Here is a 14345-nt window from a genome sequence, read left to right as displayed (position 1 = left end):
TCCACAGGGCCCCTTGGAGTGGCACCATGCACGGAGGCGGTGTGCCGACGCACCGGTCGAGGGGATGGACACAAGCATGAGCATGCATGGAACCGGGCAGTCCCCGGGCGCAGTGCCGGTCGCGCGCCCCGGCGTCAACAGCAAGGCCGGTACGAGTACGAGCACCATGCGCCCACCCGTGCAGCGGACCGGACACGGCTCCGAGGACGGGACCGCGGCATCGCCCCCGCCCGATCTGGGTGCTCTGCGCCTCCCCGAGCTGCGCGGGCTGCGGCGGGACTCGCAGCGTGACGAGGCCGATCTCAGCTATGTGCGGCGGCTCGTCCAGGGGCGGATCGACATCCTGCGGGCCGAGCTGGCACGGCGGCGGGACCCCGAGTCCCCGGTGGTGGACCGGCTCTCGGAGATCCTCACGGACACCCCGTCGCTGCACCGCTCCTCCGCACGGCACGTCACGCTGAGCACGCCGCGCACCGACGAGTACCGGCAGCTGGCGGCTGAGACGCTCGCCGAGGTCGAACTCTCCGACCTCGACGCCCGGACGGACGAAGAGCTGCACACCGCCATGGGACGCCTGGTCCGCTACGAACAGCAGGTTTCCCGGCGCCGGTACCGGCTCCAGCGCACCGCGGACGATTGCAGTGCGGAGATCGCCCGCAGGTACCGTGACGGGGAAGCCCAAGTAGACGACCTGCTCACCTGAAGCGATCCTTCCGGGAGCGGGTCCCGCCCGTCCCCGGAAGGCCACCATGACCTCCAGCGCAGCCCCGTCGTCCCCGTCCGGCATATCCGACCCGGTTCCCGGCCTTCCCGTGCTGGCCGAGGTCGTCCGGTCCGGTTTCGTCGAGGGGCACCACCGGGGGTCCCTTGTCGTCCTGGCCGCGGACGGCAGCGTGGAGCTGTCCCTGGGTGATCCGGCGGCGCCGGTCTTCCCGCGCTCCTCCAACAAGCCGATGCAGGCCGCGGCGGTGCTGCGGGCCGGTCTGGAGCTGACCGGGGAGCGGCTGGCGCTGGCCGCGGCGAGCCATTCGGGCGAGGGTTTCCACCTCGATCTCGTACGCAAGATGCTCACCGAGCACGGACTGTCGCCCGACGATCTGCAGACCCCGCCCGATCTGCCGCTGGACCCGGTCGAGGCGGAGACGTATCTCGCCGCGGGCCATGTCCGGGAGCGGATCACGATGAACTGCTCCGGCAAGCACGCGGCGATGCTCGCGGTGTGCGTGCGCAACGGCTGGGACCCGGCCACCTACCTCGACCCGGCGCACCCGCTCCAGCAGCTGGTCCACCGGGTCGTCGAGGACGCGGCGGGCGAGCCGGTCGCAGCGGTCGGTACGGACGGCTGCGGGGCACCGCTCATGGCGATCACGCTGGTGGGCCTCGCTCGGGCGTTCCGTACGTTCGTCACGGCGGAGGAGGGCACGGCCGAGCGGCGGGTGGCGGACGCGATGCGCGCCCATCCCGAGTACGTGGCCGGCACCCGGCGGCCCGACACCTGGCTGATGCGGGAGGTGCCTGGCACGCTGTCCAAGATGGGCGCGGAGGCCGTCCAGGCGGTGGCGCTGGCGGACGGCCGGGCGCTGGCCTTCAAGATCGACGACGGTTCGACCCGGGCGCTCGGCCCGGTGCTGGCCCGTGCGCTGGGTCTGCTCGGCGTCGACGCCCCGGTGGTGTCGCGGATCGGCCGGGCGCCGCTGCTGGGCGGAAGCGCGGAGGTCGGGGAGATCCGGGCGGCGTTCTGACGGCCGCCCGAAAAGCCGGTGACATCTCTGGTCCTCCCGCCTAGCGTGGGGCGGATGAGCACCCTCGGCACCCGCCCCATCACCGAATCCGAGCTCCCTGACTGGCTGCGCGCCCTGAACACCGGCTTCCTGCGCGCACCGACACCGTCGGACGAGGAGGTGACGGGGCGGTTGCCGTACCTGGACCTGGCGCGCACGCAGGGGGTGTTCGACGAGGGTCGGTGCGTGGCGACGTTCCGGTCGTTCGCGCAGGAGCTGACCGTCGTCGGTGGTGCCACGGTGCCGACGGACGCGGTCACCAACGTCACGGTGTCGCCGACGCACCGGCGCCGCGGGCTGCTCTCCCGGATGATGGCCACGGACCTGGCGGCGGCGAAGGAGCGCGGCGACGTGGCCGCCACGCTGATCGCCGCCGAGTACCCGATCTACGGACGGTACGGCTTCGGCCCGGCCGCCTGGACCACCGAGTGGGAGATCGACGTCCCCCGGACGGGCCTCGACCCGCACCGCCGGGTCCCGTCGGCCGAGGACGGCGGCCGGATCGACCTGGTGGACGGGGCGGAGGTGCGCAAGCTGGGCCCGGCCCTGCACGACCGGCTGCGGGCGAGCCGGCACGGAGCGGTGAGCCGCGGCGAACGCTGGTGGGATCTCAACACCGGTGAGGTGGTCTTCCCGCACGACCACTGGACCGAGCCCTTCTACGCCGTCTACCGCGGCGCCGACGGCACGGTCGACGGGCTGCTGGTCTACCGCGCCGACGGCAACTGGGGCGATGCCAAGCAGCCGCTGAACCGGGCGACGGTGCGCAGCATGATCGCGGTGACCCCGGCGGCGGAGCGGGCCCTGTGGCACTTCCTCTGCTCGGTCGACTGGATCGCCACGATCCGCACCGGCCACCGCGCCCCCGACGACCTGCTCCCGCTCCTCCTCCCGGACCCGCGCGCCGCCCGCGTGGTGACGCAGGCGGACTACCTGTGGGTGCGGGTCCTGGACGTCGTCCGTGCCCTGGAGGCCCGCACCTACGCGGTGCCCGGCTCGCTCGTCCTGGACATCCACGACACGACGGGCCTCACCGCGGGCCGCTTCCACCTGGAGGCCGCACCGGACGGCGCCACCTGCACCCCGACGACGCGTTCGGCCGATCTGGCCATGGACGTCAGGGAGTTGGGAACGCTGTACCTCGGCGACGAGTCGCCCCTGCGCCTGGCCGCCCTGGGCCGCGTCGAGGAACTGACCCCGGGTGCGGCGGCCCGGGCGGACGGGGTGCTGCGGGCGGGGCGGCGGGCCTGGTGCCCGGATGTGTTCTAGGGCCTCTCGTTCGGACCGTGCCGGGCCCGCGGGGTCCGGCACGCACATCCGCCGCGTTGTCGTCGGTCGCCAACGCGGCCGCATGGAGCTGCCGCCCGGCCACTCGGGCCGGTGACGGCTCCCGCCGGTTCGGCCCTCCTGAGCGAACGGGCGGGAGCTCCCCCGTGGCCGCCGGCCGGTGTCGGAGACCGTGGCCCTTTCGCCGTGGCTGAGCGGTTCGACGGCTGCTCGCGTCCGCGCCCCGGCCCGGACGCGGATCGCCGCCCCGTAGGGACAACTCCGTTCGCCCGGCTGCGTCGTGCAGGAGTCAATGCCCGTCAGGCATGGGGCAGAGCAGCAGCGCGAGGGTCACGCTTCCCACGGTCAGGCACTTGTCGTTGCCGAACTTGATCCCGACTGCCGTGAGAGTGAAGCCCACGCTTCCCAGGACTCCGAGTTTCCACTGCAGGAATTGTTCCAGGACAAGGGTGATCCAGGGCATGGCGGTCCCTCCTCAGGAGGTGGGGAGCGGAGAGGCTCGGGGAATCTGCCGATGCGCGAGCAACACCCGTACGACGGTGGACGGGCGAGCGGAAGGTGCTGGGTTCTCGGGTGGCGGTCCGTAGGCGCCGCAACGTTACGACCAACTACCCAAGTTGTTCCCAGTTGGTGCCATCTCATAAACAACTCTCCAACAACTCCCGCTCGATGGTGAGAAGTTGTAGCGTTCTGTTGTGACTCCTGAGCGCACAGCGATGAACGGCAGCCGTAAGCCCTCGCCCGAGGACGTGGCGAAGGTGCTACGGGCGCGCATGCACACCGGGGAGCTGAAGCCGGGCGACTCCCTGCCCACCCAGGCGGTACTGGCGGGCGAGTTCGGTGTCGACCGGGGCGTCGTCCGGCTGGCCCTTCAGCGCCTTCAGGGGGACGGGCTGCTGACCGGCGTCACCCGCGGGGCTCCGCCGAAGGTCGCGAACCGGCCCGGCATACGGGTGCCGCAGCAGACGGCGGCGGTGCTCGGACCCAGGGTGCTGAGTGCCTTCGAGAACGACGAAGTGCGCATCGACGCGCTCTGTCTGACGGCGGAGTCGCTCGTGTCGGCGATGGCCGAGTCGTTGACGCGAATCAGGACGGGAGGTCTCAGGCCGAGCTCGGTGACGCTGCGGGTGCTGTTCCCCGCCCGCGACATCGCCCTGGCCTTTCCGCGTCGCGCGGAGCCCGTGAAGGGCGACAAAGCGGTGCACGAGCGCTGGCTGCGGAACCGCAACCTCCAGGGGCTGGCGCTGAGGCAGAACCTCGAATCGCTGCGCAGCACCAGCGAACTGGGCATCGACGTGGCCATGCGGGCGCTGCCGTTCACGCCGCCGGTGAAGCTGTACGTGCTGAACGGGGCGGAGGCGTTGTTCGCGTACTACACGGTGGAGGAGCGCGAGGAAATGATCGAGGGGGCTCCCACTCGGATCTTCGACACTCTGGGAGCTCTCTCGACGCTCTTTCCCTTCGAAAGTTCTGCCGGGGTGCGGGATCAGCAGTTCGTGGCCCAGTCCGCGGCATGGTTCGAGAGCCTGTGGTCCACGATCGCGACCCCGGTGGTCCTGGACGCCTGACGCGGAGTGCCCTGAATTGTCCTCGTAACCCCGGTGATCGGTGTGGCGGAGTCCGCTGTCGTGACCGGCGTCCGAGGGCAGTATGGAAGGTGGAAGCCTTCGGCGACCTTCTGCCTCCCGACGGACGGAGCGATGTGACCGACCCGCAACCGGCGGCGTTGCAGGCCCTCTTCGCCTCCGCCAAGTGCGTGTTCTTCGACTTCGACGGACCGGTGTGCAGGCTCTTTCACGGGCACAGGGCCGACACGGTCGCCGCCTCGCTGACCGGAGAGCTGATTGCGGGCGGGGGCGATCCCGCGCTGGTGAGTGCGGACGGGGTCAAGGAAGATCCGTTGGCCATCCTGATAGCCGTGGCAGAAGCCGGCCTGGGTGACGAGCTGATCGAGCGACTGGAACGCCGGCTCGGGGAGGAGGAGGTCACAGCGGCGGCGACCGCCGAACCGACCGCCGGTGCCGCCCTTCTGATAGGGCACCTGGACCGGGCGGGATACCGGCTGGCGGTGACGACCAACAACTCCGCCGGCGCGGTGAGGCACTATCTGCGCAGGGAAGGTCTGGCAGGTCACTTCGGCACGCGTATACACGGCCGGGCGCCCGCCGCCCCCTGGCTGCTGAAGCCGCATCCGGACTGCCTCGTCCGGGCGTTGGAGCCGACCGGACTGGCCGCCGCCGACGCCCTGATGATCGGGGACTCGCCGGCCGACCTCCGGGCTGCCTCGGCGCTCGGGATGCCCTTCATCGGGTACGCGAGCGACGACAGGAAACTGGAGGCACTCGGTGCCGGGGCAGGGGCCGGGGCGGAGGTGATCGTGCGGCGACTGGCGACGCTCACGGACGCCCTGAATGTCGCCTCCGCCGATCAGCGCTGAACGATTCCACGAGGGAGCTGTGCCGGGCTTCCCCGGAGCCGGGTGATTTCGGAGCGGCACGGCCCGTATCGAATGACGGCGCCAGTAGTCTCCCGGCAGGACTCCGTACCACCGAAGGCATCGATACATGGAAGCCGGGCTGTCCGCCGCCGATCAGTCGATCGAGGGCCCGCTCAAGGGCCACCACCACGAGACGTATGTGATCTCGCTGCCCGGACGCGCCGGACGCTACAAACTCCGCGAGCCCCGCAAGGGTCTGCTCTGGTTCGACCGGCGGTGCTTCGCGTCGGAGGAGGAACTGCTGCGGACACTCGCCGGGCGGGTGTCGCGCATTCCCGAGATCGTCGAGGTCGAGCGCGGGATCCTGCTCCAGGGTTTCATCGAGGGCCGCACGCTGGGGCAGGGCGTACTGCCGAGCAAGGCGCTGTCCGAGCGGCATCGTGGGCAACTCGGCGACCTCTTCGGAGAGCTGGTCGCGTTCGACGTGCGGGACATCGCGGCGCAACGGGTGTGCGACGGCGCCGATCTGCCGCTGGACGGGGACTCCTGCGGATTCCTCAAACGGCTGCTCCGTTTCACCGAACACCGGGTGTACCGGGAGCACGGCGCCCCGTACCGCGCCCTGTTCGAGGACCTGGGGGTGCGGGACGGGGCGCTGGGCGGGCTGGCGCGGGAGGCGGAATCCTTGACGGAACGCGCCTTCGCGCTCGTCCACGGGGATCTGCACCGCCGCAACTTCATCGTCGACGCCCCGGGCGACCTGTGGGCCATCGACTGGGAACTCGCCATGATCGGCGACCCCCTCTACGACCTCGCCACGCACCTTCACCTGATGCGTTACTCGGCGAAGGAGGCCGACCGGGTCGGCAGGGACTGGCGGCGCGTGGTCGAGAGGCGGCGTCCGGAGTGCGTCAAGGGCTGGGACGCGGATCTTGCGGTGCTGCTGGCGTACAAGCGGGCTCAATCGGTGTACACGGACGTGATCCGGGCCGCGTTGGCGCTGAGGGGGGCCGACGGGCGGCCGGACTGGCAGCGGTTGCCCCGGCTGGCCTGGCGGATCAAGGGGGCGCTGGAAGCCGCGCGCGGGCCCCTGGAGCTGACGGTCGAGCCGAGCGTGCGCGAGGTGATCGCGGCGTACGTGCGGTGGCTCCGGGCCCACTCGCCCACCGTCACCGCGCCTGCCCCCTGAAGCCTCGATCACAGCAGGTGGCGGCACCGAGGGGACGGCGCGACGGCGCGACGGCGCGACGGCACGGGGCGGGTGGCGTGGGCGGACGGCGTGGGCGGACGGCGTGGGGCGGACGGCTTGGAACGCTCCTTCGTGTACGTGATACGCATTACTCCGTAAGGCGTACGCATTACTGGGACGGCCGTCAAGGGAAGCTGGGGTTCAGGGTGACGCAAGGGATCGGATCGCCGGGCGGTACGGGCCTGCCGGCCAGCATCGAGGCCGCCTGGGGACTGCGGGCGCGGCCGGTCAAGGGGCCCAGGCCCGGGCTGAGTCTGGACAGGATCGTGGGCGCCGCGGTGGCGGTGGCTGCGTCCGAGGGGCTCGGCGGGGTGTCCATGGGGCGGGTCGCCAAGGACCTCGGGGTCTCCACGATGTCGCTCTACCGGTACGTGGCCGCCAAGGACGAGCTCTACGTGCTCATGCAGGAGGCGGCCATGGGCCCGCCGCCCCCGCTGCCGGCCCTGGAGGAGGAGTCCGGCTGGCGTGAGGCGCTGTCGCAGTGGGCCCGGGCACAGCGCAGGGTCTTCCGCGCCAACCTGTGGATGCTCCGCATCCCCATCGCGGGACCGCCCGCGAGTCCGAACTCGATCGCCTGGTGGGAACAGGGCCTTCAGGCGCTCGCAGGCACCGGGCTGGACGCGGGCGACGAGATGTCCGTCATCCTTCTGGTCAGTGGTTTCGTGCGGAACGAGGCGCTGCTGATGGGCGATCTCCGCGCCGCGGTCGCGTCCCGCGGCGTGTCGGTGGAGGAGGTCGTGGAGGGCTACGCCCGCACGCTGAACCGGCTGGTGGACCCAGTGCGTCATCCCGCGTTCTCCCGGCTGATGGCGAACGACGGGATGCGGGTGCCGGACGAGTCCGACCATGAGTTCGCGTTCGGTCTCGAACGGGTGCTGGATGGGGTCGGCATACTGATCGGATCCCGAGCCTAGAAGCGCGGAGCAGGGCATTCCGGTACGGGTGGGTACGGCGTCGGGCGTCAAGTCCGGCCGGGGCTCTGGGCGTACGCTTCATGGTCATGAGCGGAGAGAAGCCCGGCCCCCGTACGGCAGCCGATGCGACGGACGCGACGACCGGCGGGGACGCGACCGCGCCGGCCTCCCCCCGTACGCCCATGAGTCTGCGGGAGCGGAAGAAGCAGCTGACGTATCAGGCGGTTTCCGACGCCGCGATCTCGTTGTTCCTGGAGCGCGGCTTCGACAAGGTCTCGGTGGCGGAGATCGCGGCCGCCGCGGACATCTCCAAGCCGACGCTGTTCCGCTACTTCCCCGCCAAGGAGGACCTGGCCCTCCACCGGTTCGCCGATCACGAGGACGAGCCCGCGCGGGTGGTCGCCGGGCGGGCGGACGACGAGTCCCCGCTGGACGCGCTGCGGCGTCACTTCATGGAGGGCCTGGAGGCGCGCGACCCGGTCACGGGCCTCTGCGACGTGCCGCAGGTGCTGGCGTTCCACCGGCTGTTGTACGGGACACCGTCCCTGGTGGCCCGGCTCTACGCGTACCAGAGCCGCTCCGAGGCCGCTCTCGCCCGCGCCCTGGGCGAGAGGGTGACCGACCGGCTGGCCGCGGGGCAGATCATCGCGGTCCTGCGCATCCTGGCCATGGATAACTGGCAGCGGATCAGCGAGGGCCGGAGCGCGGACCAGGTGTACGGGGACGCGGTCGCGGCGGCCGAGCAGGGATTCGCGCAACTGCGGTCGGGGCTGGGCGACGGGAGCTAGGACACCGGCAGCGCCGGCAGCACCCGCAGCACCCGCGTATCGGTCCGCCGTCAGCGGCCCTCGTCGGCGTGCTGCACCGCTTCGGCTATCTCCCGGACCCGGTCGAACGTGATGCCGGTGCGCTGCTCCACGGCCAGCGGGTGGTCGGTGGGCTCCAGCTCGATGAGCGGGCGCCGGCCGATCGGGCGGGTGTGCGCGTTCGTCTTGAGGTTGGTCGTACGGGGGGAGTAGAGCCCCAACTCGGTGGTGAGCCAACCGAAGTACGGCTTCTCGGACTCCCGGCCCGGGGTCTCCCAAACATCGAGGGCGCGGCCGAAGTTCTCCCGGCTCAAGGACACCCAGACACCCCAGGAGAACGGCTCCCGGCTGCCGATCACGGGTATCTCGATCAGGCCCTTGATGAAGTAGTGCTCGTGTCTGACGATGCACTGGTCCGTCGAGAGCATGCTGTCGGGGTCGCCCTCCAGGCTCGCGTCCCAGACGTCGGGCGCCATGGTCGAGTACCCCATGGGGAGTTCCGTGTGGTGTTCGCCGCAGCGGGAGCAGGTGTAGCCGGGGTCGGTAGCCATGGGCCGGATCCTAGAGCCTCCGCTTGTCGCGCACATGGCCCCGGTGGGACCCCGCCGACGGCTCTCAGTCCGCGGCGGGGATGTCCAGCGCCGTTCCGTACAGCCGGGAGACCCGGATCCGGATCACCACGCGCCGGTCCGCGACCACCTGGGCCAGGAAGGCGGACTCCGCCGCCGGGTCATCGAAACCGGGTGTCAGGGAGAGGAGTTCGCGGCTGACCGCGTCACCGGGCACGGCGGCCGGATCGGACACCTCCGCCTCGCCCTCGGCGACCGCGAACGAGAACACGTTTGGGCCGTTGACGTGCAGCGCGGCGTGCGGATCGGCCCGCAGCTGACGCGGCTTGAGGCGGTCGGCGGTGCTGGACACGCGTACCACGCGCTCTTTCGCGTCCCAGGAGTAGAGCACCGTCGTCAGGTGCGGGTGCCCGGTGCGCCGCACGCTCGCGAGGACTCCGAACTGCTGCTCGCCGAGCAGCCGGGAGAGTTCGGCCTCGGTGAGCACGCGGGGTGCGGGGCCGGTGCCGGGGCCGGTGTCGGTGGCGGGCTGTGGTTCGTTCCCGGTGGGGGTGGCGGTGGCGGGCTTCGTGGTCATGGGTCCGTCCTCCAGTTCATGTTGTTGCTGTTGCTGTTGCTGTTGCTGCTGCTGGGTGGGGTGGGGGCGGTCAGGCGGAGTGGGCGGCGGCACTCGCGCGGTCCGGTCGCCTGAGCACCGCGAGTGCGACGAGGAGGGCGGTGGCGAGCAGTCCGGCACCGACGGCGAAGGCCAGGTGGTAGCCGCCGGTCAGCGCCTCGGCCCTGCTGCTGCCGTCGGCGAGCAGGGTGTCCGTACGGGAGGCCGCCAGCGTGGACAGGACGGCTACACCCATGGCCATGCCGATCTGCTGCGTGGTGTTGAACAGCCCGGAGGCGAGCCCGGCGTCCTTCTCGCTCGCTCCCGACATGCCGAGTGCGGTCAGCGTCGGGAGGGCGAGGCCGAATCCGGCGGCGAGGAACATCACCGGGAGCAGATCGGTGACGTAGTGCGCGTGGACGGGGAGCCGGGTGAGGAGGCCGAGCACCCCGATCAGCAGGACCAGCCCCAGGAGCAGGACGTTGCGGTCGCCGATCCGTGCGCTCAGCCGGGCCGAGACGCCGAGCGACACCGCGCCGATGACCGCGGCCGCCGGCAGCATGGCGAGCCCGGTTGCGGTGGCGCCGTAACCGAGGACCTGCTGCAGATACAGCGCGACCAGGATCTGGAACGAGAACAGCGCGGCCACCATGAGGATCTGGACCAGGTTGGCGCCCGCGACGCTGCGCGACCGGAGGATCCGCAGGGGAAGGAGCGGGGCCGCGGCCGTGGCCTGCCGGACGACGAACAGGACGAGCAGGACCAGTGCGAGAGCGCCCAGACCGATCGTGTGCGCCGAAAGCCATCCGTACGACTCGACCTCCACGACGGAGTAGATGCCCAGCATCACTCCGGCGGTGACCAGGAACGCGCCGATTGCGTCCGCTCCGGCCGCGAGACCGGGCCCGCGGTCGGCGGGCAGCACGCGCACTGCGACGACGAGCACCGCGAGGCCGATCGGCAGGTTGATGAAGAAGATCCAGTGCCAGCCGAGGGCGTCGGTGAGGACCCCGCCCAGTACCTGGCCGATCGAGGCCCCTGCCGCGCCGGTGAAGCTGAACACGGCGATGGCCCGGGCCCGTTCGCGGCTCTCGGTGAAGAGGGTGACGAGGATGCCCAGGCCGACCGCGGAGGCCATGGCGCTGCCGGCGCCCTGGAGGAAGCGGGCGGTGATCAGCAGGGCGGGGGAGCCGGCCGCCCCCGCGAGCAGGGAGGCGGCGGTGAAGACCGCGGTGCCCGCCAGGAACATCCGTCTGCGCCCGAGGAGGTCGCCGAGCCTGCCGCAGAGCAGCAGCAGGCCGCCGAAGGCGATCAGGTAGGCGTTGACGACCCAGCTGAGGCCGGCGGGTGTGAACCCGAGGTCGTTCTGGATGGTGGGCATCGCCACCGTCACGATCGAGCCGTCGAGCACGGTCATCAGCAGGCCGGTGGCGATCACGCCGAGGGCGAGGCGGCGCGAGCGGGACCCGGCGGGGGTGGGGGCGGGGGAGTGGGCAGGGGCGGTGCGTGCGATGGCAGACATCGGGCTCTCCTGTCGGTCGGTTCGACAAGAGAGAACGTAGCAGATGGTTTTGTTGCGGACTATTTCTTTCGGTTCTATTTTTCGGGGATCTCGCGGCCCGGTGGGCCCACGGGGCTCCGCGATCCGGCGTGTGCGGGGGCCTCGCGGCCCGAGGTGTGGGGGCCTCGTGACCCGGTGGCGTGTGCTGTGGCTTCTACTTCTGGCTCTGACGGGCCCGGCGTACCGGACGCGGGTTCTCGGCCGGGGTGGCCAGGTGCTCGCCGACGAGCTGGTTCAGGGCGCGCAGGAGGGTGTCCCGGTCTCCGCGGGAGAGGCTGCTCAGGGCCTCCGCGTGCACCCGGTCCACGATCTCCTGGCTCTGCGCGGCGAGTGCGGCGCCCTGCTCGGTGACGGCGATGATCCGCGCCCGCCGGTCGCGGCTGGACGGCCGGCGCTCGGCGAGGCCCGCGCTCTCCAGTGCGTCCACCGTCACCACCATCGTGGTCTTGTCCATGTCGCCGATCTCGGCGAGCTGGATCTGGGTGCGCTCCTCCTCCAGGGCGTGGACCAGTACGCAGTGCATGCGTGCGGTGAGCCCGATCTCGGCGAGTGCTGCCGACATCTGGGTCCGCAGGACATGGCTGGTGTGGTCCAGGAGGTACGAGAGGTCCGGTGCGGTGCGGGTGGGTGCCATGGCGGTCATGTCCGCCAGCGTAACAATTCGGTCTGTGGCGGATCGTCCGTAAGCGGACTTGTCCCGCGGGTGCCGCCTTCGCTCCGGATCGTGCGGGCTGCCGAGCCGGGCGGACTCGGCAGCCGTCATGCCGGCCGGCGGCCTGCCGGTGCAGGCGTCGAGCAGCCGGTTCTCGGACGGAGCCTCCTTGGAACCCTCGCTGACCTCGGCCTTGAGCAGACCGCCTCCCACGGGCACGACGTCGATTCCGAAGAGTTCTCCGGGGCCCTTCCGGCGGACGCCTTCATCGGTGACGGAGCGTCCCACGAGACGAGGTCCGGTCAGGCCGGAAGGTCCGCCGACAGGTACGGGGCCAGCGAGCGGAGGAAGTCCGCCGCGTCGAACATCGCCCCGGCCGAGGCCACGCCCGTGGTCCGCGTGCGGCCGGTCAGGATGCGCTCGACGGCCTCCACCGCCAGGGGCGCGGTGACCGCGTAGATGTCCTGACCGCGTGCCGTGGCGCGGCGCTCGACGCCGCCCGCGCGGACCAGGACGTCGACGACGAACGTCTGGTCCGAGCGGCCCAGCGCGTCGACCGCCTCCGGCGCCGGGGTGTCCTCCCCGGCCAGGTCGCCCGCCGCCTCGACGGACATGTGGGTGCGGACCTCGGGCACCTTCACGTGGCTGGGGACGGTGACGACATCGGCCATGGTGAACTCCGCGATCACGGCGCGCCGCCCCAGCGGTCCGGGGAAGACCCACTCCTCCTGCGACACCTCGTCGTCGTGGTGGCGCAGCGCGCCGTCCGCGAACCGCACCCGGCGGCCCGCACGGCGGTCGTGGGACACCCGCCCCGCCTCCCGGGTGCCGGCCGTCGGACGCCAACTGCTCAGGCCGTACGCCACATCCACCGAGTCCGCTGCCGTCCACTCGCCCATCGCCGCGGTGACCAGCAGGTCGCCGAGACCGCCGTAGAAGGCCATCGCCGGCACCACCGGGATGCCCGACTTCAGGGCCGTCTCCGTGTGGTCGGCGAACATCGCGACGTTCGCCTCGATCTCCGCCGCGACGTCGACGTACGGGATGCCCGCCCGCAGGGCGGCCTCGACGACCGGGCCTCCGGTCACCGCGAAGGGTCCGGCGCAGTTGATGACGGCCGCCGCACCGGCGAGGGCCCGGTCCAGCGCCACCGCGTCGTCCACGCCGGCCGGCCGCGCCTCCACGTCGCCCCACTCGGCCGCCAGCGCCTCCAGCCGGGCGGCGTTCCGGCCGGAGACGACCGGGGTGAAACCGCGCCGGCGCAGCTCGGCGACGATGAAGCGACCGGTGTGTCCCGTCGCCCCGTAGACCACTACCGCAGCTGCTGTACCCATGGTTCCCCGCTCTCGATGTGGTGAGGACCCCAGTCTCGGCGTGGGCGGTGCTCGGGCGTGATGGTCCGGACCGACAGCATGCGTACACTTTCGGACATGCCAACTGTCGCTCTGCTCACGGCCGGTGACCTGTTGCACTTCGAACTGGCGGTGGCGTACGAGATCTTCGGCAACCCGCCGCGCGAGGCGACGGAGGGCTGGTACGACGTACTGCTCTGTGGGCCGGGTCCGGTGCAGGTCGGCCCGTTCAAGGTCGAGCCGGACCAGGGGCTGGACCGGGTGGTGACCGCGGACACCGTGATCGTGCCGGCGTGCGCCGACGTCGACGTACCGCCGCCGGCGGAGCTGGTCGAGGCGGTGCGCGCGGCGCACGAGGCGGGCGCACGGGTCGCCTCGCTGTGCACCGGGGCGTTCGTGCTCGGTGCCGCGGGTCTGCTGGACGGCCGGCGGGCCACCACGCACTGGGCCCACGCGGCCGACCTGAGCGCCCGCCATCCGCTGGCCGAGGTCGACCCGGATGTCCTGTACACCGACAACGGCAGCGTGTTCACGTCCGCGGGCAAGGCCGCCGCGGTGGACCTCTGCCTGCACCTGGTCCACCTCGACCACGGCGCGGCCGTCGCCAACTCGGTGGCCCGCCGCCTCGTCATGCAACCCCACCGGCCCGGCGGCCAGGCCCAGTTCGTTTCCACGCCGGTACAGGCATCGGGCGACCACGCGCTCGCCCAGCTGCTCGCCTGGGTCCAGCAGCGGCTCGACCAGCCGCTGTCCGTGACCGACATGGCGCGGAAGGCGAACACGAGCCCGCGTCACCTCGGGCGGCAGTTCCGGTCGGTGCTCGGGCAGACGCCGATCCAGTGGCTCCTGATCCAGCGCGTACGCCGTGCCCAGGAGCTGCTGGAGGCCACCGACGAGAGCATCGAGGCGGTTGCCCAGGCCACCGGCATGGGGACCGCCACGACGCTTCGGCGCCAGTTCAAGAAGACTGTGGGCGTCCCGCCCGACAGCTACCGGCGCGCGTTCCGCAGCGCGCGTCCTGCCTGACGGCCCACGTCGTGCCTGAAGGCCCACGTCGTGGCGGACGGCCTACGTCGTGCCTGACGGCCCACGTCGTGGCGGACGGCCTACGTCGTGCCTGACGGCCCACGTCGTGGCGGACG

The 14345-nt window shown here is 71.6% G+C and carries 15 protein-coding genes; 9 read left to right on the top strand and 6 right to left on the bottom strand.

What is annotated here, in order from left to right; all coding sequences use genetic code 11:
• The first annotated feature begins 76 nt into the window (after window positions 1-76).
• From ABT025_RS24310 to ABT025_RS24300, 3 genes are read left to right on the top strand one after another with little or no spacing between them, the layout of a single operon-like run.
• A complete protein-coding gene (locus tag ABT025_RS24310) occupies window positions 77-703 on the top strand; it encodes an RsiG family protein (protein WP_350998219.1) in 627 nt (208 codons plus the stop codon).
• Window positions 704-749: 46 nt separating this feature from the next.
• Complete coding sequence (locus ABT025_RS24305) at window positions 750-1742, top strand: asparaginase (protein WP_350998216.1); 993 nt, start codon at window positions 750-752, stop codon at window positions 1740-1742.
• 54 nt (window positions 1743-1796) lie between these two features.
• Window positions 1797-3050, top strand: a complete 1254-nt coding sequence (locus ABT025_RS24300) for a GNAT family N-acetyltransferase (RefSeq protein ID WP_350998213.1) — start codon at window positions 1797-1799, stop codon at window positions 3048-3050.
• Between the two features lie 307 nt (window positions 3051-3357).
• Here the strand turns inward: ABT025_RS24300 and ABT025_RS24295 are convergent, their stop codons facing one another.
• On the bottom strand, window positions 3358-3531 hold the full coding sequence (locus tag ABT025_RS24295) for a hypothetical protein (protein WP_350998211.1): 174 nt from the start codon (window positions 3529-3531) through the stop codon (window positions 3358-3360).
• Between the two features lie 232 nt (window positions 3532-3763).
• Here ABT025_RS24295 and ABT025_RS24290 point away from each other — a divergent pair, with 232 nt between their 5' ends.
• The 5 genes from ABT025_RS24290 to ABT025_RS24270 all read left to right on the top strand — a co-directional run bounded on the left by ABT025_RS24290 (window position 3764) and on the right by ABT025_RS24270 (window position 8456).
• Window positions 3764-4636 carry a FadR/GntR family transcriptional regulator gene (locus ABT025_RS24290; RefSeq protein WP_350998209.1) on the top strand — a complete coding sequence of 291 codons (873 nt, stop codon included), beginning with the start codon at window positions 3764-3766 and terminating at the stop codon, window positions 4634-4636.
• A 134-nt stretch (window positions 4637-4770) separates the two neighbouring features.
• The gene (locus ABT025_RS24285) at window positions 4771-5505 is read left to right on the top strand and encodes an HAD family hydrolase (RefSeq protein ID WP_350998207.1); all 735 of its coding nucleotides are present in this window, start codon (window positions 4771-4773) and stop codon (window positions 5503-5505) included.
• Window positions 5506-5632: 127 nt separating this feature from the next.
• Entirely contained in the window at window positions 5633-6694 is a 1062-nt protein-coding gene (locus ABT025_RS24280; RefSeq protein WP_350998204.1) for a phosphotransferase, read from the top strand.
• 206 nt (window positions 6695-6900) lie between these two features.
• Window positions 6901-7668 carry a TetR/AcrR family transcriptional regulator gene (locus tag ABT025_RS24275; protein WP_350998202.1) on the top strand — a complete coding sequence of 256 codons (768 nt, stop codon included), beginning with the start codon at window positions 6901-6903 and terminating at the stop codon, window positions 7666-7668.
• 182 nt (window positions 7669-7850) lie between these two features.
• On the top strand, window positions 7851-8456 hold the full coding sequence (locus ABT025_RS24270) for a TetR family transcriptional regulator (RefSeq protein WP_350998296.1): 606 nt from the start codon (window positions 7851-7853) through the stop codon (window positions 8454-8456).
• Between the two features lie 50 nt (window positions 8457-8506).
• Here the strand turns inward: ABT025_RS24270 and ABT025_RS24265 are convergent, their stop codons facing one another.
• The 5 genes from ABT025_RS24265 to ABT025_RS24245 all read right to left on the bottom strand — a co-directional run bounded on the left by ABT025_RS24265 (window position 8507) and on the right by ABT025_RS24245 (window position 13185).
• Entirely contained in the window at window positions 8507-8965 is a 459-nt protein-coding gene (locus tag ABT025_RS24265) for a DUF2199 domain-containing protein (RefSeq protein WP_350998293.1), read from the bottom strand.
• A 124-nt stretch (window positions 8966-9089) separates the two neighbouring features.
• Complete coding sequence (locus ABT025_RS24260; RefSeq protein ID WP_350998200.1) at window positions 9090-9620, bottom strand: pyridoxamine 5'-phosphate oxidase family protein; 531 nt, start codon at window positions 9618-9620, stop codon at window positions 9090-9092.
• Window positions 9621-9690: 70 nt separating this feature from the next.
• Window positions 9691-11160 (bottom strand): DHA2 family efflux MFS transporter permease subunit, encoded by a 1470-nt coding sequence (locus tag ABT025_RS24255; protein ID WP_350998198.1) that lies wholly within the window; start codon window positions 11158-11160, stop codon window positions 9691-9693.
• 193 nt (window positions 11161-11353) lie between these two features.
• Window positions 11354-11842: a MarR family winged helix-turn-helix transcriptional regulator gene (locus tag ABT025_RS24250; protein ID WP_350998290.1), complete on the bottom strand. Its 489-nt coding sequence runs from the start codon at window positions 11840-11842 to the stop codon at window positions 11354-11356.
• A 311-nt stretch (window positions 11843-12153) separates the two neighbouring features.
• Window positions 12154-13185: a saccharopine dehydrogenase family protein gene (locus tag ABT025_RS24245; RefSeq protein ID WP_350998195.1), complete on the bottom strand. Its 1032-nt coding sequence runs from the start codon at window positions 13183-13185 to the stop codon at window positions 12154-12156.
• 96 nt (window positions 13186-13281) lie between these two features.
• Here ABT025_RS24245 and ABT025_RS24240 point away from each other — a divergent pair, with 96 nt between their 5' ends.
• Window positions 13282-14229: a GlxA family transcriptional regulator gene (locus tag ABT025_RS24240; RefSeq protein ID WP_350998192.1), complete on the top strand. Its 948-nt coding sequence runs from the start codon at window positions 13282-13284 to the stop codon at window positions 14227-14229.
• Window positions 14230-14345 lie beyond the last annotated feature (116 nt).

The organism is Streptomyces sp. NPDC002809 (assembly GCF_040295435.1).
Lineage (GTDB): Bacteria > Actinomycetota > Actinomycetes > Streptomycetales > Streptomycetaceae > Streptomyces.
The sequence above is the reverse complement of the archived record's forward strand: the minus strand, read 5'-3'. Positions and strand labels throughout refer to the sequence as shown.

Bases quoted from the DNA above. Each gene is read 5' to 3' on its own strand.
- ABT025_RS24310 (WP_350998219.1), top strand. From the start codon at position 77: ATGAGCATGCATGGAACCGGGCAGTCCCCGGGCGCAGTGCCGGTCGCG.
- ABT025_RS24305 (WP_350998216.1), top strand. From the start codon at position 750: ATGACCTCCAGCGCAGCCCCGTCGTCCCCGTCCGGCATATCCGACCCG.
- ABT025_RS24300 (WP_350998213.1), top strand. From the start codon at position 1,797: ATGAGCACCCTCGGCACCCGCCCCATCACCGAATCCGAGCTCCCTGAC.
- ABT025_RS24295 (WP_350998211.1), bottom strand. From the start codon at position 3,531: ATGCCCTGGATCACCCTTGTCCTGGAACAATTCCTGCAGTGGAAACTC.
- ABT025_RS24280 (WP_350998204.1), top strand. From the start codon at position 5,633: ATGGAAGCCGGGCTGTCCGCCGCCGATCAGTCGATCGAGGGCCCGCTC.
- ABT025_RS24270 (WP_350998296.1), top strand. From the start codon at position 7,851: ATGAGTCTGCGGGAGCGGAAGAAGCAGCTGACGTATCAGGCGGTTTCC.
- ABT025_RS24265 (WP_350998293.1), bottom strand. From the start codon at position 8,965: ATGGGGTACTCGACCATGGCGCCCGACGTCTGGGACGCGAGCCTGGAG.
- ABT025_RS24260 (WP_350998200.1), bottom strand. From the start codon at position 9,620: ATGACCACGAAGCCCGCCACCGCCACCCCCACCGGGAACGAACCACAG.
- ABT025_RS24255 (WP_350998198.1), bottom strand. From the start codon at position 11,160: ATGTCTGCCATCGCACGCACCGCCCCTGCCCACTCCCCCGCCCCCACC.
- ABT025_RS24250 (WP_350998290.1), bottom strand. From the start codon at position 11,842: ATGACCGCCATGGCACCCACCCGCACCGCACCGGACCTCTCGTACCTC.
- ABT025_RS24245 (WP_350998195.1), bottom strand. From the start codon at position 13,185: ATGGGTACAGCAGCTGCGGTAGTGGTCTACGGGGCGACGGGACACACC.
- ABT025_RS24240 (WP_350998192.1), top strand. From the start codon at position 13,282: ATGCCAACTGTCGCTCTGCTCACGGCCGGTGACCTGTTGCACTTCGAA.